Here is a 21109-nt window from a genome sequence, read left to right as displayed (position 1 = left end):
AGTATCCGGTGTCGTCGGTGGGGGCGCAAGGGCGGTTCAAGAGCCGCCGGAGAGCAGTTCGGCCTTGAGATTGTCGGAATAGGGGTTTTCGCCGAACCAGATGGAAAGATAGGCGTCGGCGAAATCGCGGCCGCGCTCCCGCGCCAGCTCCTCGCCGTTGAGGCGTAGCACCAGGGATTGATCGGAATCGTAATCCAGGGTGTAACGATCACCATCGGAGGTGGTGCGGTAGTGGCGATTGAAGGCATCGATGCGCCGCGACAGGCTCTGAAAGCGGGCCTCGGTCAGGTTCCGCTCGATCATCTTGCGCGCCGCCTTGGCGAAGGCATCACCGGGCACCTCCCGGTTGTAGCCAAACGCCAGCCGCAGCGGTGGCGCCAGCTTGTCATCGGCGCCGCAGTCCTGGCGGTACAGTGCCGCCTGGCCGACATGGAATACCTTGAGGGCTTTCACCTTGGCGCTGGAACACTGGCGCAGCCCCTCGAAGTCGGTGGCGCTGGCGCCGGCGGTGATCAGCAACAGGGCGATCAGGGGTGTTCTCTTAACCATCGCGTCACCGTTCCCAGAATTGGCAGGTGCTGATCCAGGCCCTGGCTGCTGTCCCAGAAATCCTGGTGGAAGATCACCCGGCCTTGATCGTCGAAACGCAGTTGCGAGATCCCGATGGTGCGGGACTGCCGCTGGCTGCCCATGATGGTGAAGTGGGTCTCCATGATCCAACGCAGAAAGACGTCCTGGCCGTCGCGCCATTGCTGCTGCACGTCCAGGCTCATGTAGTCCAGCCGCTTGGCGGTTTTCAGCATGTGCTCCTTGAGCGCCGCGCGGTCGTAAATGGTGGCCAGGGTATCGTTGAAATACAGGTCCGGAGCGTAAACCTGGTCCAGGTGGGTTTCGATGTAATCGGCGTCGATGGGCGAATAAAGCGCCACGAAACGGCGCACCGCAGCCTCGGAAACCGGGGCGACGCCCTGGCGTTCGCGCAACCCCTGCTCGTAGAGCCGGGAGTAGCCTTCGTTGTCGGCGGCCTGGCTGGCGCAGCCGGTGACGGCGAACAGCACGATGATGAGTGTGAGCAGGGATGTGGGTTTCATGACGGCTACTGTCCGCGCCCGGCGGTGAACCCACTGTGAAGCCGGTTCACAGCCCATTGACGGGAGCCGGGCCAAGCTCGCCGCATGAACGGATCATTCCCCGCCCTGGCGGTCAATTTCATCGGTTTTCAATTGCTCTGGTTCGTGGCGGTGTACGGCGCCGCCCACGGCTGGGGGTCCGCCGCGTTGCTGGTACTGCTGGCCATGCAGGGCGGTGTATGGGCGCTTAACCGGGCCTGGCGCCGGGACCTGCCGCTGCTTGCCGTCGGCGCACTGGCCTGCCTGGTGTGCGAGCCACTATGGCTGGCCCCCGGGTTGATCCGCTACGCGGACTGGTCCGTCGCCTGGTTGGCGCCGGCCTGGATCTGGGCGCTATGGCTGGGGTTCGCGGTGAGCTTTAACTACTGCCTGGGCTGGCTGCGCCGGCGGCTGGCGCTGGCCGCTGTGTTCGGCGCTTTGGGCGGCGTATTCTCGGTGACGGTGGGCATCCGTCTGGGGGCCGCCGATACGCCCCACGGTTGGTGGGCGCTGGCGCTGGTGTATGGCGTGGCGTGGGCATTGGTGGTGCCGGCCCTGGCCTGGTGGGCGCGCCGTGGGGAAGAGGAGCGAACGAATTATGCCTGAGATGTTGTGGTTCAGCCTGGCGCTGTTGCTGATGCTGTTTACCCTGGCCTGGATGGTGCAGCGGCTGACCGCCAACGCCGGCTATGTGGACGTGGCCTGGAGCTTCGGTACCGGCATGGTCGGTCTTGGCTACCTGCTGGTGGGCGATGGGGAAGCCTGGCCGCGCTGGGTGGCCGGCGGGTTGCTGGCGGCCTGGTCGCTGCGCCTGGGCGGCCACATTCTTACCAGGGTGATCGGCGAAGGCAGCGAGGATGGCCGCTACGCGGCCATGCGCGAGCGCCTGGGGGGGGCCACCCAGCCGGTCTTCCTGTTGGTGTTCTGGGGCCAGGCCGGGCTGGCGTGGGCGTTTTCCCTGCCGTTCTGGGTGATTGCCCACCAGCCGGATTTCATTCCCCTGTTCGTCAATCTGGGCCTGGCGGTGGGGGCCGTGGCGATCGTCGGCGAGGCTCTGGCCGACCGGCAACTGGCCCGCTTCAAGGCGCGCCCGGATAGTCACGGCAAGACCTGCCGGGAAGGGTTCTGGCGCTATTCCCGCCACCCCAACTATTTCTTCGAGTGGCTGCACTGGTTCAGCTATCCGTTGATCGCGGCGGTGGCCGCGCCCCACGGCGCCTGGCTGTGGCTGCTGCCGGTGGCCATGTTCCTGTTCCTGTGGTTCGTCACCGGTATTCCCTACACCGAAAAACAGGCGCTGAAATCCCGTGGTGACGATTACCGGGACTATCAGCGCACCACCAGTCCCTTTATTCCCTGGAGATCCGGCTCATGATTATTCGCATGGCGGAATCCGGCCTGGTGCCGGATCGATTGGTTCGCGGCGGTATTCGTCATTTGCTCAAGCGTCGTCTTTCCCGCGAAAGCGACCGGCGTGACGAGCAGGAAAGACTGTTCCAGGAACTGTCCCGGGGGCCGGTGGCGATTGCCCAGGATCAGGCCAACGAACAGCATTACGAAGTGGATGCCCGTTTCTACGATCAGGTGCTGGGCCCGCATTTGAAATACTCCAGCGGTTACTGGGGTGATGGCGTCACCGACCTGGCCGGCGCCGAGGAAGCGATGCTGGCGCTGACCTGCGAGCGCGCGGAGCTGGCGGATGGCCAGGAAATTCTCGAGCTGGGCTGTGGCTGGGGCTCGCTGAGCCTGTGGATGGCGGCCCATTATCCGGGCAGCCGTGTCACGGCGGTCAGCAATTCGTCGTCGCAGAAGGCCTGGATCACCGAGCGTGCCGCCGAAAGAGGGCTCGATAATCTGCGCGTGATCACCGCCGATGTCACCGTATTCCAGCCGGAGCAGCGCTACGACCGGGTGGTGTCCGTGGAGATGTTTGAACACATGCGCAACCATCGGGAGTTGATGCGCCGTATCCACGACTGGCTGAACCCGGGCGGCAAACTGTTCGTGCACATCTTCGTGCATCGCGCCATGATCTATCTGTTCGAGACCCAGGGGGCCAGCAACTGGATGGGCCGTTATTTCTTCACCGGTGGCGTGATGCCTGCCTTCGACTGGTTGCCGCGTTGCGCCGGCGGGCTGGTCGAGGAACAACGCTGGGCGGTGAATGGCCGTCATTACGGGCAAACGCTGGAAGCCTGGCTGAGCCGGGCGGACGATCACCGCGGTCCGCTGATCCGCCTGCTTGAGGAAGGCTACGGGGAGGGCGAGGGCGCCGTTTGGCTGCAGCGTTGGCGCATGTTTTTCATGGCCTGCGCGGAACTGTTCAACTATGGTGATGGTGACGAATGGTTCGTGGGCCACTACCGGTTCCGCCGCGATTGACGCCTGACGGGGATGGCATGACGCGCAAGGGGGTTCAGCACCGCCTCACCAGGGTTTTCCTGATCCAGATTCTGTTCATCAGCCTGGCCACCGTGTTCGGGGTCTGGGCCACGGCGCAGATCATCGAGAACGTGCTGGTCAAGCAGGCGCTGATCAAGGAAGCGGAGCATTACTGGACGCTCCACGATCAGGACGATGACTTCCCACGCCCCAATACCCGCCACCTGCTCGGCCTGCTGGTGGACGACGATACCCGCGATCCGGTCCCCGACGCCCTGGCGGAACTGCCCGACGGCTACCAAAGGGTGCCGCTCGACGGTGAAACCCCGATCGTTTACATCGAACACCGGGGCGATGCCCGCCTTTATCTGATCTTCGATGAAAAACGCGTCTCGGTGCTGGCCTTTCTGTTCGGCGTGCTGCCACTCACCGTGGTGCTGCTGGTCATCTACCTGACCGCCTTTCTGGGCTGGCGTAAATCCCGGGCCCTGGTATCGCCGCTGGTGCAACTGGCGGAAACCCTGCGCCACACCGACTTCAACGATCCGGAACAGGCGCGCCCCGATCTCGAGCGGGTGGAGGCGGAGCCGGGCAGCGAAGCGGAAGTGCTGCTCGCCTCCCTGGATGCCTACGCCGACCGGTTGCTGCGTTTCGTGGACCGGGAGCGCCAGTTCACCCGCGATGCCAGCCACGAACTGCGCACGCCGCTGGCGGTGTTCCGCGCCAACCTTGAACTGCTCGCCATGCAGGTCGGCGACCGGCCGATGATCGGGCGCATGGCCGACACCGTGGACGACATGGAATCCCTGGTGGAAACCCTGCTGCTGCTGGCGCGCACTGAACAGCAGCCGGTGGTGGAGGAGGAACTGGTGGTCAACGACGTGGCGGTGAACCTGCTGGATCGACTGCAGCCCCTGGCGGAGCGCAAGCAAATCCGCCTGCAGGTGCGCCAGACCGCGCTGCTGACCCTGGAAGCCTCGGAGACGGTGCTCAATATCGTGCTCACCAACCTGGTCCGCAACGCCATCAATTACAGTGGCTCGGGGGAGGTGACCATCGTGGTGGCGCCGGGCGCGGTGCATGTGGTGGACAGCGGCTCCGGCATGGACGCGGAGGCACTGGCTCGTTTTCTCAAGCCGTTCGAGCGCGGTGACAGTGGCGAGGGCGGACATGGCCTGGGGCTGGCCATCGTGCAGCGTCTGTGCGAACGCTTCGAATGGAGCCTGGATGTGGCCAGTCAGCCCGGCAAGGGCACCGACGTGCGGGTTCGTTTTCGTTAGTGCACGGCGCCGTCGAGCAGCACCTCCGGCTGCACCAGGCCGGGGATGATGCGCAACGGTTCGTACTCGCAGCGCATCAGCAGGCCCTTGGCATTGAGCGCGTCGAGCAGCCGCTCACGCACCTGTTCGGCGCGGCAGGGGGTGTTCTCGGTAAGCAGCACCGCGAACTGATCATGGCCCAGGTAGGCGGCCATGTCCTGGTGGCGGATCAGCGCCGCCAGTGAATCGGCGACTTCGGCGCGATCATCCGGATTGAGATTGTCACCGTGCACGCGCAGGATTACCGCGCTCAGGCCGTAATCCCGGCAGCGGGCGCGCTCCTGGTCGAGGATGCGGGTCCAGCCGGTAATGTCGAGCAGGTCGGTGTCCGGGTCGCGGCTTTCCTCTTCGAAAAACTCGGCGATGCGTTGCTGGTCCAGGCCAGCCAGATTCCACACCAGGGCGGTTTCCATAAGATGGGCCTGGCGCAGCAGGGCGTCACGGTTGCCGGGCCGGTCCAGATCCGGCTGGGGATGGGGGTCAAGGGCGCACAGAGTGCCGAACAGGCGACCGGTATGATCGACCAGCGGCAGCCCTAAATAAGCGCCGATGCCGAGCCGGGCACTGACCGGCGCCTCCCGGTACAGCGGTTCCCGGGCGACGTCGGTGCAAATCAACGGGCCTTCCTTGAGCACCCGGCGATAGCAGATAGTGTCGCGCCAGCGCAGCAAATCGCCGCGCTCCAGGTCGAAGCCTTCGCCGAGGGTGTTCAGCAACAGCCATTCATCGTCGCGATAGCGCGTCAGTAACCACATGGCCATGCCGAACCGCGCTTGCAAATCGCGAAGCTGCGTGTCGACGAAGTTCTTGAAAGAGTGACTGTTCCCCCGGTGCATATCGTTATCGTGTCGCCCGCTTTTTTTGATCGCGCCATTCTGTGCTCGCCGGCGCGGCTCCGCAAGGGGGCGCGATCTCAGTCCCGCGGCTCCCGAATGCTGAAACCAACGCCGGGTTGCGTTTCCAGCAGTGAGGTGTCGAAGGGTTTGTCGACGGCTTTGCGCAGGTTATACAAGTGGCTGCGCAGTGCGTCGGAGTCTGGAACCAGGTCGCCCCACAGTTCGTGCTCGAGTTGCTCACGGCTCACTACCTTGGGAGATTCGCGCATCAAAATTCGTAAAATTCGAAACGCGGTGGGAGAAAGCTTGAGCAATTGGCCATCGCGACGCACTTCCTGGCGGGCCGGATCGAGCTGCAGGTCGGCCACGGTGAGCAAATTGGCGGCCACCTCACGGCGCTCACGGCGGACCAGGGCGCGAACCCGGGCCACCAGCTCCGGCAACGCGAAGGGTTTGACGATGTAATCGTCGCCGCCGCGGGCGAAGCCCTCGAGTTTGTCGTCGAGCTGGTCGCGAGCGGTCATGAAGATCACCGGCATGGACTTGGCCATGTCCTTGCGCAGCGCCTGGCAGAAGGTGTAGCCATCCTCGCCGGGCAGCATCACGTCCAGCAGCAGGAGGTCATAGTGATGTTCCTGCACCAGGGTACGGGCCAGGGTCGTGTCACTGGCGTAATCCACCAGAGCACCTTCCTGCTCCAGGAATTCCACCACGGTTTGCGCCAGTTGTCGGTGGTCCTCCACCAGCAATATGGACAGATTCTCCACGGTTCACCCTCCTTTCTCGTTATCGTTATCTTCCTTGCGCGGGCGTCAAGGCGCTGTCAATTTCACTCACGCCGGTCGCCGGCGAAATACGCCCGCGCGGCCCGGTTGACCCGGGGCGCCAGGCGTAGCGAGGCGATCATGGTGGGCAGCGCCATCAGGGCATACATGCTGTCCACGATCCGGATGATCAGGTTCAGCGACGCCACCGAACCGATCACCACCAGACAAAGATAAAACCAAACATAGTGATGTTGGTAGCGCGCGCCAATCAGAAAACCCAGGCACTTGGCGCCGTAATACCAGAATGTGACCACGGTGCTCAAACTCAGAACCCCCACCAGCACCGCCAGGAGCACGCCGCTGTAATCCAGGAACAGGCTGTCGAAGGCGGCCACCGTGAGGCTCACGCCATTGTCGTCGCCGCTGCGCCAGACGCCGCTGATCAGGATCACCAGGGCGGTACAGGTGCACACGATCAGGGTATCGATGATCGGCCCGAGCATGGCCACCAGCCCCTCGCGCACCGGTTCGGCGGTGCGCGCCGCGCCGTGGGCCATGGCTTCGGTACCGATGCCGGCCTCGTTGGAAAAGGCGGCGCGGCGCACGCCGGTGATGATCACCGCGCCGAGTACGCCGCCGGCGGCGGATTCGCCGCTGAAAGCGTCGTGCACGATCAGCGCCAGGGCCGGCCCCACCTGGTCGGCATGGGTGGCCAGCACGATGGCGGTAAGCAGCAGGTAGCCGACGATCATGGCCGGCACCAGCACTCCGGTGACCTTGCCCACGCGGGGCAGCTTGCCGGACACCACCGCCAGAACCAGGCCGGCCAGGATCACGCCGAATACCAGGTCGAAGGTGAAGTGGTCGTTCTCGGCGGTCCAGCCGGCGGGGATGGCGATCGCTTCGCGCACCACCTCGGTGAGCTGATTGATCTGGAAAATCGGCATGGTGCCGAGCATCCCGGCCAGGGCGAAGAAATAGGCCAGCGGTCGCCAGTGTCGCCCCAGGCCCTCGCGGATGATGTACATGGGCCCGCCCTGCAGGGCGCCTTCGCTGTCGCGTCCCCGGTACATGACCGCCAGGGTGCAGGTGTAGAACTTGGTGGCGATGCCCACCAGCGCGCTCATCCACATCCAGAAAATGGCGCCCGGCCCGCCCACGGCGATGGCCACGGCCACCCCGGCCACGTTACCCATGCCCAGGGTGCCGGACAGCGCGGTGCTCAGCGCCTGAAAATGCGACAGGGTGCCTTCGTCATCGCGGTCCGGCGGGGTGAACAGCAATCGCACCCCGGAGAACAGGTGCCGATAGGGCAGCAAACGGGAATAGAGCAGGAAGAACAGGCCGCCGCCCATCAACAGCGCCACCAGAGGCGGGCCCCAGAGAAACCCCACCAGTTCAGCCAGGGCTCCGTCGAGGCTTTCATAGAAATCGTCCATGGCGAACTAGCCTAGCACCGGCTCAGTCGCGCAGCGAGCCGACCCGGGCGAAGCGTTGGCGGTAGTGGCTCGGCGACAGACCTGTGTGGCGCTTGAACAGCCGCGAAAAACTGCTCACATCCTGGTACCCGACCTGCTCGGCCAGATGACCCAGGTTGGTGGCGCCGCGCTCCAGCATCTTGCGCGCCGCTTCGATGCGCACCCGCTGCAGGTACTGCAGTGGCGGCTCGGCCAGCGCGTTGGTGAAACGCCGTTGCAGTTGCCGGGGGCTCAAATGCACCCGCTCGGCCAGGTCCGCCAGGGTGGTGCCCTCGGCGAAGTGTTCATGCAGCCAGGCCTGGACCTGCTGTACCTGCTCGTCGCGATGGTAGGTCTTGGCGGGCAGGCCGGCGTAGACGCTTTGCGGGTCGTTGCGCACGTCGATCACGAACGCCTTGGCCAGCTCCCGGGCGAGATCGGCGCCGCAGTAGCGCTCCACCAGAAGGATGGTCAGGTCCCGCCAGGCGGTACCGCCACCGGCGCAGAAGATGTTGCCGTCCCGGGTGATCAGCTCCCGCTCGTCCAGTTTGACCCTAGGGTAGCGTTCCCGGAACAGGGGGCTGTAACCCCAGTGAGTGGTGGCGCGGCGACCGTCCAGCAGGCCGGCCTCGGCGAGCAGGAAGGCGCCGGTGCAGTTGCTGGCCATGTCGGCGCCGCCGGCGTGCAGGAAGCGCAGCCATTCCAGGGTGTCCTGCTCCTGGCGCAGTACCTGGGTGATCTCGTTGCCGATGGTCGGCACCACCACCAGATCGCACTGATCGACGCGCTCCAGGGCATTGTCCACGGCGATGCGCATGCCGGCGGTGCAGCGCACCGGCTGGCCGCCACGGGAGACTACCTGCACCTTGAACTGGCGGTTCAGGGGCTGGCCGTGAATACGGTTCCAGGTGACACCGGTCAGGTTGAGCAGATCCATCACCCCGGTGAGGGCCGAGGCGAATACGCCGTCATAGGCAAGCACGCTGACTTGGTACATATCTTCTCTTATTGGAGGGCCGGGCGGCCGGTTTGTCGTGAATCACCATGAATAAGTCATGGGCGACAATACCAGTCCGGGGCCGGTGCTGCCATCCTGTCGCGTATTCTGGAACATGAACCCGCGCTGGTTCAGGGCCGGGGGCAAGGCGCCGCCGGTCGGAAAGAATATCGTCATCAGGCTCGGGAGCCTGCCACGGCAGGCATGCTATGACGGTAGTGTTAAGCCCCGCATTCTTGCGGGGCTTTTTTTTATCGGCAGCACCCGCCTAGAAATTCCCGTAGCGGTTGATGTCCAGGATGCCCGCCTGGACCGGCTCGTGGCGTTCCATGTAGCGCCGCGGCGCGTGGATGTATTGCCAGAAGTCGGTTTCGGTGCGGCGCAGGCCGAAGTGTTCCACCAGGGCGGTGAAATCCGCCTCGTCGCGGGCGCCGGTGAGGGCGTCGGCGAAGGCCGGCAGGTCATCGGCGGCGACCCGGAACAGGAAGTTCGGATAGCTGAGCAGCACGCCCGGGTAAAGCGTCAGGGTGTCCTTCTCCGGCTGGTAGCGCAGCGACTCGCCGAACATGAAGGCCACGTTGGAGTGGGCCCGGTTGCGTAGCAGCGAATAGACCGTGTATTCCCCGTCGCCCTCCACCAGCAGCAGGCTGGCTTCCGGCATCCAGTCCACCACCGGCAGGTCGGCGGCGGTCCGCGACGCGATCGGCGCCAGGGTGGTTTCCACCCGGCGTTCCAGGTCGCTGGCATCGGCCCGGGCGCAGTCACCATCGCCGCAACGGTTGATCGGGTCCGGTCGCGCGTTGACGCCGGCGAACCGCCCCAGCAGGCCGGCGTTGAATTCGTTCATGGGCGTGGCGGTCTGGTAATCGATGCCGGTGGGCGTGTCGGTGTCCGCTTCGGCGTAGCTGATCAGCAGCTTGAGCCGCCCGGTCTTCTGGTACCAGCTGTCGAGCACCGGTTTGCGCGCCTCGGCGGGCAGGAAGCGCAGGGTGTTCTGCTCGGCGCCGTTGCGGATCAGATCGAAGTAGAGCCGGGTCTGGGCCTGGTGGGAGACCGAACCGAACACGTCGAAATTAACCACCAGGTTGTAGTAGGAGCGCTCGAACAGCGGATAGTCCATCACCCAGGTGGTGAGCGGGTAGTCGCCGATCAGCCCGCGCCGCACGGAGGAGTTGTCATGGTGGCGGAAGATGGTCAGCAAGGCATTGTCGTTGTTTCCGTCGCCGTTCCAGATCGAATCCCAGCCCGGGCCAGCGCTTTCCTGCTCGGCGTAGATGTCGTGGCGGGCGCGCAGGTACTGGTTGCGGCGGTGGGTGTAACGGAGCCATTCCGGGCCCAGATCAAGCAGATTGCCTTCCTGGCCGGGCAGGCCGATCAGGTCCGAGACCTTGGCCCGGTAGTCGGCGTCGGTGATGTAGAGATCATGATCCGGGTCCTGGAACACTGCCCAGAAGCGGTCGCGGATCACGTCGGTGGCGATTTGCCCCCGGCATACCGGGCCGCGAATGAAAGTGCGCACGAAGTATTCGGCGTCGTCGAGCATGATCTGGTAGCGGGCCCGGACGGGCAGGGCGCCGAAGGTGGTGAAGGGGTTGGCCCGTTCGTCCTCGCCATAGCCGGGCAGCCGGCTCACGGTCCAGGGCTCGGCGAAGAACAGCTTTTCCATGCGCCGGCGCTTGGCCTCGGTAAGTGCGTAGGTGATGTGCGTCTTGTGCACGATGGCGCCGCGCACCGGTCGCAGCCGGTACCAGAACTCACCGCCGGGTGGATCGTTGGGACGCGGCGTGGCGACCGGCACCACCGGTTTGCCCGGCGGGGTGCGTGAGCGCTCCAGGGTGAAGAAGTGATCGGGCCGTTGGCCGCCGCCGTCGTCGAAATACAGGTGCGCCAGGAACAGGTGCTCGTAGACCCAACGGGCCACCAGTTGCTGGCGGCGGCCATCCCGGTTAAGCCAGTTCTCCCAGGCACGAATCTGGCTGGTTTCCGCCTCGGACAGGGTGACGCGGTCATCCCCCGGCGGCGCGCCGGCCTCCAGCCAGGCGCGCACGGTGGCGAATTCCTCGTCGGTGAGCGCCGGCGTGCCCAGCGGCATGCCGCCCAGCGGGTGGTCCTTGGCGTAGTCGTCCATGCTGGTCGGGGTGGGGCACTGATTTTCCCGTTTCAGGCCCAGCTGGATCTCCTCGGGCAGCTTCTCGCCGGGAGCGAACTCATGGGCGCGGCCCAGGGCCAGCATGCGATACAGCACCGAGGCTTCCATCCCCTCGGTGCTGTCGATCACCGAGAAGAACCCCTTGTCGCGCCATTCGGCGGTGTCCCGGGCATCGACGAACAGCCGGGTGGGGTCGGCGGCCTTGGTGCGCTGCTTGTAGACCGGCTCCTTGGAAGCGCCACGATCCAGCCCGGCCACGGTTTCCAGTTTCAATTGACAGGGGGCGTCATAACAGCCATGGCAGGCGATGCACTTGTTCTCCAGAATCGGCCGCACGTCCTGGTTGAAGGTCACCAGCGAGGCCGGCGGCGCGGTGTCGGGCGTGTCGTCGCAGCCGCCCAGCACGGGCGTGAACAGTAGACAAATGGCAAGCAGTGGCGATCGGCGGATTCCGGCCATGGGTCCCTCCAGTACGGTATGCGCCCGAGTCTAGCCCAGGCGTGGGGTTCAGAACATGGCCATCATGGCCGCCGCCCAGGCGATCACCAGGGCGAGCACCGAACCCGCCGTGAGACAGTGCCGCAGGGTTCGGTACCAGGCTGGCAGTACATCGAAAAACACCATCTGCTCACTGCCCCACACGAACACCAGGCCGGCGATCAGCATCGGCAGGGAAAACTCCACCGGTGGTAACAGCGCCAGCCAGCCGAGCAGCGCCGGCAATACACCAAAGATCAAGGTGCCGATGTGATTGCGGCGATCCAGCTCGGCCAGCGCCCGGCCCCAATGGACCGCGCCCAGGAACGCCAGAATCACCGCCGCGTAGCCGGTGACCGCGTCCAGGGCCCAGACCCGGGTGGTTTCCACCCAGGCCAGTAGCGCGCAGAAATAGAATGGAACCAGACCGGCGATGCCCATGACACGGGCGGCCAGCCTGTTACGTCTCGCAAAGCGGTTAGGCACCGGCTTTTCTCCCCTTACAACCCGGGCCAAGGCTAGCCAGTTGGAGGTGAAGGAGATGCCAAGGGGGCTTTCAGGCCGGTTCGCTGGCGGGCATCGGGAAGGGCGTCAGGGTCTTGGGCAGATAGAGCGGGTGGGCGGGCTCGCCGGAGCCGTTCAGGCGCAGGCAATGCAACGCCGGCAGCCAGGCGCGCACCCGCGCCGCCCGGTCGCCCTGGGTGCCATGGTTGCCCCAGCCGGCCACCACCAGGGCGGCGTCCGCGGCCAGCCGCCGCAGCCACCAGTCGTTGCGCGGGCCGATCGGGTCATCGGCGGCGAACAGGTCGCGGGGGTAGGTGGCCCGGTAGGCGAACAAGTTGGCCACGCACAAACCGGAGTAACCCCAGTCCCGGGCGAAGCCGATACAACGGCGAATGGTGGGATCGTCCTTGCGGTGGTCCGCGGTGGACGGGTTCAGGCCCACCAGCAGCAGATAGTCGTCGCCGTCGCGCCAGCGACGCCACAGGGCGTAGCGGTAGCGGCGGCAACGGGAGAAATTGGCGGATCTCGCCATCTGGTCGAGCGGCTTCGTCATGGCGCGCTAGTGTACCGTTTTGCCAAACTGTCGCCAGTGCGCCTTCCCATTCAGGAACTCCCGATGGAATTCAATGATGTGCTCAATGCCCGGCGTAGTACCCGGGCCTTTACCCAGCAGCCGGTGCCAGACACCGTGCTCGATGCCCTGCTGGACCGCGCCGTGCGGGCGTCGCCGAGCTGGTCCAATACCCAGCCTTACCAGGTGGCGGTGGCCAGCGGCGCGGTGCTGGACGACTTGCGCGGCGAACTGAGCCGTCGTTTTGAACGGCTCAGCCGGCTGCAAAAGGCGCCGGCCTGGAAGAAGGCGCTGGCGGCCCTGCGCCGGGACCCGGGGTTGCCGGACGGCGACTTCCGGCCGGTGGTCAACTACCCGGACGACCTGCAGCCGCGCCGGGTGGCGACCGGCCGGGCCCTGTACGAGCAACTCGGCATCGGCCGCGCCGACAAGGCCGCCCGCCGGGAGCAAATGGCCGCCAACTTCCGTTTCTTCGACGCGCCGGTGGCCCTGTTCGTGTTCGCCCACAAGGGCCTGGACGTCTACAGCGTGCTGGATTCCGGCATTTTCCTGCAGACCCTGATGCTGGCCGCCACCGATCAGGGGCTCGGCAGCTGCGCCCAGGGAGCCCTCGGGCTGTGGCGCTCGCCGTTGGAAAAGCATTTCCGGATTCCGGCGCGCTACCAGTTGCTGTGCGGGCTGTCCCTGGGCTATCGCGCCGACCTGCCGGTCAACACCTTCCAGCCGGGCAAGCTGCCGGCCTCGGCGTTGCGCATCCCGGAGCGCTGAGCGCGTTCAGTGGATTTCGATGGCCCGGGTGCTGCGCGGGTGGTTCTCGTGGCGCGGCACGTCCAGCGTCAGCAGCCCATTGTTGAACGAGGCGCTGAGGGCATCACCATCGGCGTCCGCCGGCAGCGTCAGCAGTCGCTGGAAGCGACCGAAACGGCGCTCCGTGTAGTGGTAACCGTCCTCTTCATTGAGTCGGGTTTCCTCCTTGCGACCGCTGATCACCAGGGTGTCGCCATCCAGGTTCACGGACAGATCGTCGCGCTCCATGCCGGGCACCTCCACGGTGATCATGTAGCGGTCCGGCTTCTCGACGATGTCGATGTTGGGCCGGAATGGCGCCGATGGCTCCGCGTGGGGCGCCGGCGTGGTCCAGGCCATGTCGCCGAGCATCTGTTCGAACCAGTTGTCGAACTCCCGATCCCAGCGTAGCAGCGGATGGGACGGGCGCCGCTGGGTCAGCGGTCGGTCACGGCTGGTTTCCTTGCTCAACCAGTTCCAGGGAAGCAGTTTGCTGTTGCTCATGGTTCAACTCCTTCTGACAACCTTCTCATTTCCGACATTAAGGTCATCGGGCCCGGTTTCAAGACCCGGCGCGCCGCTTCCTTGACCGGCATCAGTATCGGGCTGTCGGGAAAACACCGTAAAAGACTCGGCGAGGGCCTTGAAACCGGGGCCGCTGGAGGTCGAGGCTGGAGGAACACTCAGGAAAGGAGGCAGTAATGAGCGAGCACGTTTATAAAAAGCTGGAACTGGTCGGCTCATCAAGGACCGGCATCGAGGACGCGGTACAAAACGCCGTGGCCGCCGCCGGCAAGAGCGTCGACAATCTGGAATGGTTCGAGGTGAAGGAGACCCGTGGCCACATCGAGAATGGCAAGGTGGCCCACTTTCAGGTGGTCGTTAACGTAGGGTTCCGGGTCGACGCCTGAGGGCGCCGACCCGGAGCGTTCTCAGACGCTTTCCAGTTCCAGCATGCGCTGACACACCCGGGCGGTGCGCAGCTGGTGGAGCTGCTTGGCGCTGAGCGCCTCCGGCAGCTGTACCGTGCTGTGGTCCTGGTGGATGCGGATCGCGCCGATCTGGCCGCTGCTCAGGCCGGCCTCGTTGGCGATGGCGCCCACCAGGTTGCCCGGTCGCACGCCGTGGGTCTCGCCCACGGACACCCGATACATTTTCATCGGCCCCGCGTTACGCGGGGCCTTGCCGCTCTTGCGATCCCGTTCGCGCTTGCCGCCCTTGCCGGCGGTGGCGCCGCCCTGACGTTCGCGCTTGGAGGGCGGCGGCGCCGCCTTCAGGAACAGCGGTTCCTTCTCGAACATCAGCGTGGCCAGAGCGACGGCCAGATCCTCGGCGGGCAGTTCCAGTTCCTGGGAGAGCTTGGCCAGCAGTTCGCGGTTGGCGTCCGTGTCGCCGCGCTTGAGGGCTTCGCCCAGACTGTCCCGGAAGGCATCCCGGCGGCGCTGGTTGAGTACGTCCACGGAGGGCAGGTCCATGCTTTCCAGACGCTGGCCGGTGGTGCGCTCGATGCCGCGCAGCAGACCCTGTTCGCGGCGCGCCACGAACAGGATCGCCTCGCCGTCACGACCGGCACGGCCGGTACGGCCGATACGGTGCACATAGGCTTCCGGATCGGTGGGCATGTCATAGTTGAACACATGGGTGATGCGCGGCACGTCCAGGCCCCGCGCCACCACGTCGGTGGCCACCAGCAGGTCGATGCGGTGCTCGCGCAGCCGTGACACGGTGGTTTCCCGCTGTGCCTGGGGCATGTCGCCGTTAAGCGCCTCGGCGCGCCAGCCCCGGCCGACCAGCTGTTCAGCCAGGTTGATGGTGGCCTGTTTGGTGCGCGCGAACACGATCACGCCGTCGTGGGGTTCGGCTTCCAGAATCCGGCACAGGGCATCCAGCTTGTTGATGCCGGCCACCGGCCAGTAGCGCTGGCGAATACGCTCACCGGTGCTGGCCTTGCCTCCGTCGATGCGAATCCACTCCGGGTTCTTCAGATGCTGGTCGGCGATGGTCTTGATCGCCGGCGGCATGGTGGCGGAGAACAGCGCCAGTTGGCAGTCCGCCGGGGTGCGTTCCAGCACCCAGCGTACGTCGTCGATGAAGCCCATGCGCAGCATCTCGTCGGCTTCGTCGAGCACCAGGGCGCGCAACTGGTCCAGGCGCAGGCTGCCGCGTTCCATGTGGTCCATGACCCGGCCGGGGGTGCCGACGATCACCTGGGAGCCGCTTTTCAGGGCACGCAGCTGATCCCGGTAGCCGCCGCCGCCGTAAATCGGGGTCACGGTGATGCCGGGCAGGCCGGAGGCGAAGGTTTCCAGAGCCTCGGCCACCTGCAGGGCGAGCTCGCGGGTGGGAGCCAGCACCAGCATCTGCGGTGCTTTCAGTTGCGGGTCGAGACGGGCCAGCAGGGGCAGGCCGAAGGCGGCGGTTTTACCGGTGCCGGTTTGCGCCTGACCCAGCAGATCGCTGCCTTTCAGCAGAGCGGGAATGCTGCGTTCCTGGATCGGGGACGGAGTTTCAAAGCCAAGACGGGCAATTGCGCCGAGCAGCGACTCGGGCAGGCCCAGGGTATCGAACGACATGCACAGACCTTTCGGTGGACGGGCGCTGGGCCGGGCTTGTCGATCAGTGCGGTGCCGGCGTGGCCCTGAAATGAGGGAGGCGGACTATACGGGATGCGTGGCGGAAATGCACGCTTTTTCGGGGGTTGGGGTGGTAATGAAAGGGGAAAATCGCGGCTGAAGCCGCTCCTACGGGGGCGCGTAGGAGCGACTTCAGTCGCGATGGGGTTAGTGCTGGGTGTTACCCCTCCTGCTTCTTGGCGAAGGCGTCCGCTTCCACCGCTTCCACGGTGATGCGCACATCCAGCTCATCGCTCACCGCCGGCACATAGGCATCCATGCCGAAGTCGGAGCGCTTCAGGGTAGTGGTGGCGTTGAAGCCGGCCGCCGTCGCGCCGTCGTACATGGGGTGTTCGCCCACCTTGTTGACGGTGGCATCCAGCACCACCTGTTTGGTGATGCCGTTGACGGTCAGGTCGCCGACCAGATCGAAGGACTGGCGGTCATCGGCCACGTTACGGATGCCGGTGCTCTTGAAGGTGATGGTGGGGTGCTCCTTGGCCTTGAAGAATTCCGGCTTGTTGAGCAGGTGTTCGTTGAGCAGCGGCACATGGGTGTCGATGCTGTCCACCTGGATGGTCACGTCGACGCGGGCGTCGGTGGGGTTGTCCGGATCGGCGGTGAGGGTGCCGCTGATGTCGTTGAAGTTGGCCTCGGGCACGGAAAAGCCGAAGTGGTTCCAGGAAAAACGCACCTGGGTGTGGCCCGGGTCCAGGGTGTATTCGGTGGTGTCCGCCAGAGCCGGAGTGGCCAGGGTGAACAGGGCGGCGGCGAACAGGCCGGTGAGTGCGGATCGCATGACGTCTCCTTACGGGTTCCTGATGGGTGGCTCCAGCCTAGCCGGAGAGGCGGGATTGGAACCACCGCCTCACCGACGCGGTTTCTTCAGATTATTCGATTCGTTACAGCGGCAACACCTCGAAGGTGGCCATGTACTGCAGCCGGCGGCCGTCGGCCTTGTCGTGTTCGGCGCGGTCGTCGGCGTGGTTGGCTTCCAGGTAGTAGCGGCCCGCTTGTGGCCATTCCAGGGACACCTCGCCGTTCTCGTCGCTGGTCACGGTCCAGGCATTCTGGCTATCACGATAGCGGGTGCCGGCGGGCATCACCTCAACTTCCAGGCCGGAGACCGGCTCGCCATCCACCAGGAAGCGGAAGCGGGCGGTTTCGCCCTGGTACAAATCATTGGGGTGGGTCAGAGCCTGCAGTTCCAGGCCCTTGCCGGTGGGGGTCAGTGCCTTGTCGCTGGGGGCTCCCACGGTGGCGAAGGTTTCCAGGCGGCTGATCACCTCGGAGATGCGTACCTCCGTGGCGCCCTCGGGCACTTCCTTGAGCAGGGCCTCCGGCGACTGCCCCCGTTGGTGGTGGCGCTCGCCGTCGAGCTGGTAAAGGCTCACGTACAGCGGTCGGAACAGAGTCACGCGGTAGCTGCCCTGTTGGTTCAGGTTGACGTCGAACACGCTGCGGCGATGGCCTTCCAGGCGGTTGTCCACTTCCGCTTCCTTGCCGTCCGGGCCGGTTACTTGCAAGCCGGCCAGGGGGAACGGCATGTCCACGTAGAAGATGTCGTTGGAGGCGGATGTATCCACGGTGATCCACTGGGTGTCGGACACCACGGTGTGGCTGGGCAGCAGCCAGCGCTTGTGGGCCTGGGCGGCGGGGCTGAGTACCAGCAGCGCGGCCAGGGCGGCGCCGGCGAAGGGCAGGGCTTTCATGGCGGTCTCCTTGCTTATTGCGTTCTTTGTCGTTGGCGAAGCGTTGTTCGAAGCGTTGTTCAGGGCGCGATGCGCAGGCGCACGCGACCCAGTTCCTGGTCGCCGGCGGCATCCACGGTGGCGGCCTCGTCGGCGGGCCAGTGGAAGGGCAGGCGCACCACTTCCCGACCGCCCACTTCCCGGGCCGCTTCCACCACCAGCTCGTAATCGCCCTCCGGCAGGTCGGCCAGGGCCGGCAGCTCGGAAAAATCCACGCCGTGCTGGCCGGGGCGGCGGGTGGCGCCGGTGAGCCCGTCATAGGGATCGCTCTGGCCGCGGCCGGTGCGGCGCCACCACAGGCGCAGGTCCTTGAGCCATTTCTCCTGGTCGTCGTACCACAGACCCAGCGGCGTCACCGCGCCGGATTCGCCGTGGCGCACCCAGAAGGCCACGTAGGGGGCGTGGTACTCCGCCACGCTCAGGCGCGGCACCTCCACGTCGACCTTGAATTCCGCGCTCCAGGTGGCGCCGGCCAGGGCGCACAGGGCGCTGGCGAGAACAACTCGCATAACGTCTCCTAATGAACGAAAAAGGCGATCAGCAGCCAGGGCAGAATCAGCCCCAGCGCGGTCACCGGCCAGGTGGCCGGTCGCCGTTTGGCGTGCAGCGCCATCAGCACCAGGCCGGTGGCGGCGAACACCAGGGTGGCGACCGCGAAAATGTCGATGAACCAGCGCCACACCGTGCCGGCATGGCGGCCCTTGTGCAGGTCGTTGAACAGCGCGATCCAGCCCCGGTCGGTGTCCTCCGCCATCAGGGCGCCGTCGGCGCGGTCGATGGCCAGCCAGGCGTCGCCGCCGGGGCGGGGCAGGGCCAGATAGACCTCCGCGTCGGACCATTCCGCCGGGCGGTGGTCCACCGCCAGCCCGGTTTCCCGGCCCAGCCAGCGGCGCAGTTCCGCCGGCAGCGGGCCGGATTCCACGTCCTCCAGGCCGGCTAGCAGGTCCGCCGGCAGCACCCGGTCCACGGTGGTCACGTCCGGTTCGGCGCCGATGGCGGCGGCGTGGTTGAGGGTGATGCCGGTGACGCTGAACAGCACCATGCTCACCAGGCACACCGCCGAGCTGATCCAATGCCACTGGTGGAAACGCTTCAACCAGCGGGCTTTGGCTTTCTTGTCCAAGGGATGATCCCGGCCAGCCTGCGAAAGCAGGCATGATAATAAGAATCGTTTTTAATTCGCAATCGAGACAGTGTAAGGAATGTAAGGGCCCTGCTGGCGGCCTGGAATGATAATGCCTATTATTCGCGAATGAATGCCCTGACCCATTGCCCGGCCCGGCTGCTGGTGATCGAGGACGATCCGGTGCTGTCGGCGGACCTGCGCGCCTACTTCAGTGACCGCCACCACCAGGTGACGGTGCGCCGCGACGGCCGTTCCGGGCTGGCGGCGGCCCGGGATCAGCGGTTCGATCTGGTGATGCTGGATATTCTGCTGCCCGGCCTCGACGGCCTGGCTCTGCTCGCCGAGCTGCGCCGCCACAGCCCGGTGCCGGTGATTCTGTTGTCCGCCCTGGGCGATGAGCAGGACCGCATCACCGGCCTGGTGCGCGGCGCCGACGACTATTTGCCGAAACCGTTCAGCATGGCCGAGCTGGCGGTGCGCGTGGAGGCGGTGCTGCGCCGGGTGGCCCTGGAGCGGCGCGCGCCGACGGTACGCAACGCCGGTGGCCTGCGTCTGGACCCGGCCACGGAAAGCGCCCGCTACCAGGACCGGGACCTGGCGCTCACGGTCACCGAGTTCCGCCTGCTGCAGGTGCTCGCGGATCAGCCCGACCAGGTTTTGAGCAAGGCCTTCCTCTACCAGACCGTGCTGCACCGGGGCTTCGGGCGCCATGACCGCAGCCTGGACCTGCACGTCAGCCACCTGCGCCGCAAGCTGCGCGATGCCGGGATCGCCGGCCAGCCCCTGCGCACGGTCTGGGGCCAGGGTTACACCCTGGTCACCGAGGGGCTTTGATGCCCGGCCGCGGTTCCCTGTTCTGGAAGCTGGCCGCGCTGCTGTGCCTGAGCGCGGTGATCACCGTGGGCCTGAGCTGGACCCTGACCCGCCACGTGGGCAACCGGGTGCTGCTGCTCGACGAGGAAGCCAAGACCGTGCTGCGCGGCTACGCCGCCGAGGCCTGGCGGGCCTGGGACGGCGGTGGCGAGGAAGCGGTGGCCGCCTGGCTGGACGCCCTGGCCGAGCGTGAGCCCGGCGATGCCATGGTGGTGGACGCCAACGACGCGTCCCTCAGCGGCCGGTCGCTCACCGAGGCCCAGCGCGCCGGGCTGCGCTTCCAGCGCAAACCGGACTGGCGCATGAGCTTCCGAATGACCGCCATGCCCTACATCGGCGTGCCCTTTCCCCAGGCGCCGGAGGCCGGCAGCCTGGTGATGCAGTTGCCGCCGCGCTATTTCCCCGGTGACAGCTGGCCCTACTGGAAGACCTTTCTGCTGGTGGTGATGCCGGCGTTGCTGGCGCTGCTGGCCGGCGCCTTGCTGTACTGGCGCATCATGGTGCCGCTGCGCCAACTGCAGGCCCGGGTGCGCCGTTTCCAGGATGATCCGGCGGCGCGGGTGGACGCCGACCTGGCCCGGCGCGGCGATGAGTTCGGGGAACTGGGCCGGCGTTTCAATCGCATGGCCGAGCGGGTGGCCGGCATGCTCGACACCCAGCGGCGCCTGCTGCATGACCTCTCCCATGAACTGCGTACCCCGCTCAGCCGCCTGGCGGTGGCCCTGGAGAGCGACCTCCGCGAGGCGGAACTGCGCCGCCGGGTGGCCCGCGAGCTGGCGGCCATGCGCACTCTGGTGGGCGACACTCTGAGCCTGGCCTGGCACGACACCGAGCAGCGTGATGCCGCCACCGAGGTGCTGTCGCCGGTGTCGGTATGGGAGCTGGTGGCGGAGAACGCCGCCTTCGAAAGCGACTGGTCGCCGAGCCGCTTCCCCTGCCGGGTGCCGGGCTCCGCCCGGGTGCGCGGCAACCTCAACGATTTGGCCCAGGCCCTGGAAAATCTGGTGCGTAACGCGGTGCGCTACTCACCGCCGGACGGTCGGGTGACCCTGGATGGCCGCCGCGAGGGCGACACCTGGCATCTGTGGGTGGCGGACGAAGGCCCCGGCGTGCCGGATGAACGCCTGGACGCCATCTTTGAACCCTTCGTGCGCCTGGACCAGGCGCGCTCCGCCGACCACGGCTTCGGCCTGGGGCTGAGCATCGCCCGCCGCGCCGTGGCCCGGCAGGGCGGCACCCTGTGGGCGGACAACGACGGGCCCGGGCTGCGGGTGCATCTGCGGTTGCCGGCGGAGGCGGATGTATAGAATGTAAATCCTCTTTATTTGCAAATAAGAATGAATAGCATTTCCGGCTATTCGAGGTTCCATGCAAATAAGAGAGGAGTACTGGG

At 66.0% G+C, this 21109-nt stretch carries 23 protein-coding genes; 8 read left to right on the top strand and 15 right to left on the bottom strand.

What is annotated here, in order from left to right; translation table 11 throughout:
- Nucleotides 1-36: 36 nt before the first annotated feature.
- On the bottom strand, nt 37-549 hold the full coding sequence (locus JF515_RS12255) for a chalcone isomerase family protein (RefSeq protein WP_203104728.1): 513 nt from the start codon (nt 547-549) through the stop codon (nt 37-39).
- A complete protein-coding gene (locus JF515_RS12250) occupies nt 528-1091 on the bottom strand; it encodes a nuclear transport factor 2 family protein (RefSeq protein WP_203104727.1) in 564 nt (187 codons plus the stop codon). The genes JF515_RS12255 and JF515_RS12250 overlap by 22 nt, the downstream gene beginning before the upstream one ends.
- Nucleotides 1092-1175: 84 nt before the next feature.
- Here JF515_RS12250 and JF515_RS12245 point away from each other — a divergent pair, with 84 nt between their 5' ends.
- The 4 genes from JF515_RS12245 to JF515_RS12230 are packed head-to-tail and all read left to right on the top strand — an operon-like array spanning nt 1176 to nt 4771.
- Entirely contained in the window at nt 1176-1715 is a 540-nt protein-coding gene (locus JF515_RS12245) for a DUF2878 domain-containing protein (protein WP_203104726.1), read from the top strand.
- Nucleotides 1708-2484, top strand: a complete 777-nt coding sequence (locus JF515_RS12240) for a DUF1295 domain-containing protein (RefSeq protein WP_203104725.1) — start codon at nt 1708-1710, stop codon at nt 2482-2484. The genes JF515_RS12245 and JF515_RS12240 overlap by 8 nt, the downstream gene beginning before the upstream one ends.
- Nucleotides 2481-3491 (top strand): SAM-dependent methyltransferase, encoded by a 1011-nt coding sequence (locus JF515_RS12235; RefSeq protein ID WP_203104724.1) that lies wholly within the window; start codon nt 2481-2483, stop codon nt 3489-3491. The genes JF515_RS12240 and JF515_RS12235 overlap by 4 nt, the downstream gene beginning before the upstream one ends.
- A 17-nt stretch (nt 3492-3508) precedes the next feature.
- Nucleotides 3509-4771, top strand: a complete 1263-nt coding sequence (locus JF515_RS12230; RefSeq protein WP_203104723.1) for a sensor histidine kinase — start codon at nt 3509-3511, stop codon at nt 4769-4771.
- Here JF515_RS12230 and JF515_RS12225 read toward each other — a convergent pair.
- The 7 genes from JF515_RS12225 to JF515_RS12195 all read right to left on the bottom strand — a co-directional run bounded on the left by JF515_RS12225 (nt 4768) and on the right by JF515_RS12195 (nt 12550).
- Nucleotides 4768-5646 (bottom strand): GAF domain-containing protein, encoded by an 879-nt coding sequence (locus JF515_RS12225; protein ID WP_203104722.1) that lies wholly within the window; start codon nt 5644-5646, stop codon nt 4768-4770. The two genes, JF515_RS12230 and JF515_RS12225, sit on opposite strands and share 4 nt — an antisense overlap.
- Nucleotides 5647-5723: 77 nt before the next feature.
- Entirely contained in the window at nt 5724-6413 is a 690-nt protein-coding gene (locus tag JF515_RS12220) for a response regulator transcription factor (RefSeq protein WP_425305605.1), read from the bottom strand.
- Nucleotides 6414-6475: 62 nt separating this feature from the next.
- Nucleotides 6476-7852 carry an alanine/glycine:cation symporter family protein gene (locus JF515_RS12215; RefSeq protein ID WP_203104721.1) on the bottom strand — a complete coding sequence of 459 codons (1377 nt, stop codon included), beginning with the start codon at nt 7850-7852 and terminating at the stop codon, nt 6476-6478.
- Between the two features lie 22 nt (nt 7853-7874).
- Nucleotides 7875-8867 carry a GlxA family transcriptional regulator gene (locus tag JF515_RS12210; protein ID WP_203104720.1) on the bottom strand — a complete coding sequence of 331 codons (993 nt, stop codon included), beginning with the start codon at nt 8865-8867 and terminating at the stop codon, nt 7875-7877.
- A gap of 268 nt (nt 8868-9135) precedes the next feature.
- Entirely contained in the window at nt 9136-11475 is a 2340-nt protein-coding gene (locus JF515_RS12205; RefSeq protein ID WP_203104719.1) for a fatty acid cis/trans isomerase, read from the bottom strand.
- A gap of 48 nt (nt 11476-11523) precedes the next feature.
- Nucleotides 11524-11979, bottom strand: a complete 456-nt coding sequence (locus tag JF515_RS12200) for a DUF3429 domain-containing protein (RefSeq protein ID WP_338015211.1) — start codon at nt 11977-11979, stop codon at nt 11524-11526.
- Nucleotides 11980-12049: 70 nt separating this feature from the next.
- Nucleotides 12050-12550 carry a DUF1643 domain-containing protein gene (locus JF515_RS12195; RefSeq protein ID WP_203104718.1) on the bottom strand — a complete coding sequence of 167 codons (501 nt, stop codon included), beginning with the start codon at nt 12548-12550 and terminating at the stop codon, nt 12050-12052.
- A gap of 63 nt (nt 12551-12613) precedes the next feature.
- On the opposite strand from JF515_RS12195, the gene JF515_RS12190 reads away from it, so the two are divergent.
- Nucleotides 12614-13336 (top strand): nitroreductase, encoded by a 723-nt coding sequence (locus tag JF515_RS12190; RefSeq protein ID WP_203104717.1) that lies wholly within the window; start codon nt 12614-12616, stop codon nt 13334-13336.
- 6 nt (nt 13337-13342) lie between these two features.
- Here the strand turns inward: JF515_RS12190 and JF515_RS12185 are convergent, their stop codons facing one another.
- The gene (locus JF515_RS12185; RefSeq protein WP_203104716.1) at nt 13343-13858 is read right to left on the bottom strand and encodes an Hsp20/alpha crystallin family protein; all 516 of its coding nucleotides are present in this window, start codon (nt 13856-13858) and stop codon (nt 13343-13345) included.
- 197 nt (nt 13859-14055) lie between these two features.
- Here JF515_RS12185 and JF515_RS12180 point away from each other — a divergent pair, with 197 nt between their 5' ends.
- The gene (locus JF515_RS12180; protein ID WP_203104715.1) at nt 14056-14265 is read left to right on the top strand and encodes a dodecin; all 210 of its coding nucleotides are present in this window, start codon (nt 14056-14058) and stop codon (nt 14263-14265) included.
- 21 nt (nt 14266-14286) lie between these two features.
- Here the strand turns inward: JF515_RS12180 and JF515_RS12175 are convergent, their stop codons facing one another.
- From JF515_RS12175 to JF515_RS12155, 5 genes are all read right to left on the bottom strand, one after another.
- On the bottom strand, nt 14287-15927 hold the full coding sequence (locus tag JF515_RS12175; RefSeq protein ID WP_203104714.1) for a DEAD/DEAH box helicase: 1641 nt from the start codon (nt 15925-15927) through the stop codon (nt 14287-14289).
- 220 nt (nt 15928-16147) lie between these two features.
- Nucleotides 16148-16765, bottom strand: a complete 618-nt coding sequence (locus JF515_RS12170) for a YceI family protein (protein ID WP_203104713.1) — start codon at nt 16763-16765, stop codon at nt 16148-16150.
- A gap of 103 nt (nt 16766-16868) precedes the next feature.
- Complete coding sequence (locus JF515_RS12165) at nt 16869-17678, bottom strand: DUF4198 domain-containing protein (protein ID WP_203104712.1); 810 nt, start codon at nt 17676-17678, stop codon at nt 16869-16871.
- Between the two features lie 59 nt (nt 17679-17737).
- Nucleotides 17738-18226: a DUF2271 domain-containing protein gene (locus tag JF515_RS12160; protein WP_203104711.1), complete on the bottom strand. Its 489-nt coding sequence runs from the start codon at nt 18224-18226 to the stop codon at nt 17738-17740.
- Nucleotides 18227-18234: 8 nt separating this feature from the next.
- Nucleotides 18235-18840, bottom strand: coding sequence for a PepSY-associated TM helix domain-containing protein (locus JF515_RS12155; RefSeq protein WP_203104710.1), 606 nt, complete (start codon nt 18838-18840; stop codon nt 18235-18237).
- A gap of 129 nt (nt 18841-18969) precedes the next feature.
- On the opposite strand from JF515_RS12155, the gene JF515_RS12150 reads away from it, so the two are divergent.
- Both JF515_RS12150 and JF515_RS12145 read left to right on the top strand, forming a co-directional pair.
- Complete coding sequence (locus JF515_RS12150) at nt 18970-19677, top strand: response regulator transcription factor (RefSeq protein WP_203104709.1); 708 nt, start codon at nt 18970-18972, stop codon at nt 19675-19677.
- Nucleotides 19677-21023, top strand: a complete 1347-nt coding sequence (locus JF515_RS12145) for a sensor histidine kinase (protein WP_203104708.1) — start codon at nt 19677-19679, stop codon at nt 21021-21023. The genes JF515_RS12150 and JF515_RS12145 overlap by 1 nt, the downstream gene beginning before the upstream one ends.
- Nucleotides 21024-21109: the final 86 nt, after the last annotated feature.

It is taken from the genome of Alloalcanivorax marinus, from assembly GCF_016785095.1.
GTDB lineage: Bacteria > Pseudomonadota > Gammaproteobacteria > Pseudomonadales > Alcanivoracaceae > Alloalcanivorax > Alloalcanivorax marinus_A.
Note: the sequence above shows the minus strand (reverse complement) of the source record. Positions and strands in the feature narration are given on the sequence as shown.

Bases quoted from the DNA above. Each gene is read 5' to 3' on its own strand.
- JF515_RS12255 (WP_203104728.1), bottom strand. From the start codon at position 549: ATGGTTAAGAGAACACCCCTGATCGCCCTGTTGCTGATCACCGCCGGC.
- JF515_RS12250 (WP_203104727.1), bottom strand. From the start codon at position 1,091: ATGAAACCCACATCCCTGCTCACACTCATCATCGTGCTGTTCGCCGTC.
- JF515_RS12245 (WP_203104726.1), top strand. From the start codon at position 1,176: ATGAACGGATCATTCCCCGCCCTGGCGGTCAATTTCATCGGTTTTCAA.
- JF515_RS12240 (WP_203104725.1), top strand. From the start codon at position 1,708: ATGCCTGAGATGTTGTGGTTCAGCCTGGCGCTGTTGCTGATGCTGTTT.
- JF515_RS12235 (WP_203104724.1), top strand. From the start codon at position 2,481: ATGATTATTCGCATGGCGGAATCCGGCCTGGTGCCGGATCGATTGGTT.
- JF515_RS12230 (WP_203104723.1), top strand. From the start codon at position 3,509: ATGACGCGCAAGGGGGTTCAGCACCGCCTCACCAGGGTTTTCCTGATC.
- JF515_RS12225 (WP_203104722.1), bottom strand. From the start codon at position 5,646: ATGCACCGGGGGAACAGTCACTCTTTCAAGAACTTCGTCGACACGCAG.
- JF515_RS12215 (WP_203104721.1), bottom strand. From the start codon at position 7,852: ATGGACGATTTCTATGAAAGCCTCGACGGAGCCCTGGCTGAACTGGTG.
- JF515_RS12210 (WP_203104720.1), bottom strand. From the start codon at position 8,867: ATGTACCAAGTCAGCGTGCTTGCCTATGACGGCGTATTCGCCTCGGCC.
- JF515_RS12205 (WP_203104719.1), bottom strand. From the start codon at position 11,475: ATGGCCGGAATCCGCCGATCGCCACTGCTTGCCATTTGTCTACTGTTC.
- JF515_RS12195 (WP_203104718.1), bottom strand. From the start codon at position 12,550: ATGACGAAGCCGCTCGACCAGATGGCGAGATCCGCCAATTTCTCCCGT.
- JF515_RS12190 (WP_203104717.1), top strand. From the start codon at position 12,614: ATGGAATTCAATGATGTGCTCAATGCCCGGCGTAGTACCCGGGCCTTT.
- JF515_RS12185 (WP_203104716.1), bottom strand. From the start codon at position 13,858: ATGAGCAACAGCAAACTGCTTCCCTGGAACTGGTTGAGCAAGGAAACC.
- JF515_RS12180 (WP_203104715.1), top strand. From the start codon at position 14,056: ATGAGCGAGCACGTTTATAAAAAGCTGGAACTGGTCGGCTCATCAAGG.
- JF515_RS12175 (WP_203104714.1), bottom strand. From the start codon at position 15,927: ATGTCGTTCGATACCCTGGGCCTGCCCGAGTCGCTGCTCGGCGCAATT.
- JF515_RS12170 (WP_203104713.1), bottom strand. From the start codon at position 16,765: ATGCGATCCGCACTCACCGGCCTGTTCGCCGCCGCCCTGTTCACCCTG.
- JF515_RS12165 (WP_203104712.1), bottom strand. From the start codon at position 17,678: ATGAAAGCCCTGCCCTTCGCCGGCGCCGCCCTGGCCGCGCTGCTGGTA.
- JF515_RS12160 (WP_203104711.1), bottom strand. From the start codon at position 18,226: ATGCGAGTTGTTCTCGCCAGCGCCCTGTGCGCCCTGGCCGGCGCCACC.
- JF515_RS12150 (WP_203104709.1), top strand. From the start codon at position 18,970: ATGAATGCCCTGACCCATTGCCCGGCCCGGCTGCTGGTGATCGAGGAC.
- JF515_RS12145 (WP_203104708.1), top strand. From the start codon at position 19,677: ATGCCCGGCCGCGGTTCCCTGTTCTGGAAGCTGGCCGCGCTGCTGTGC.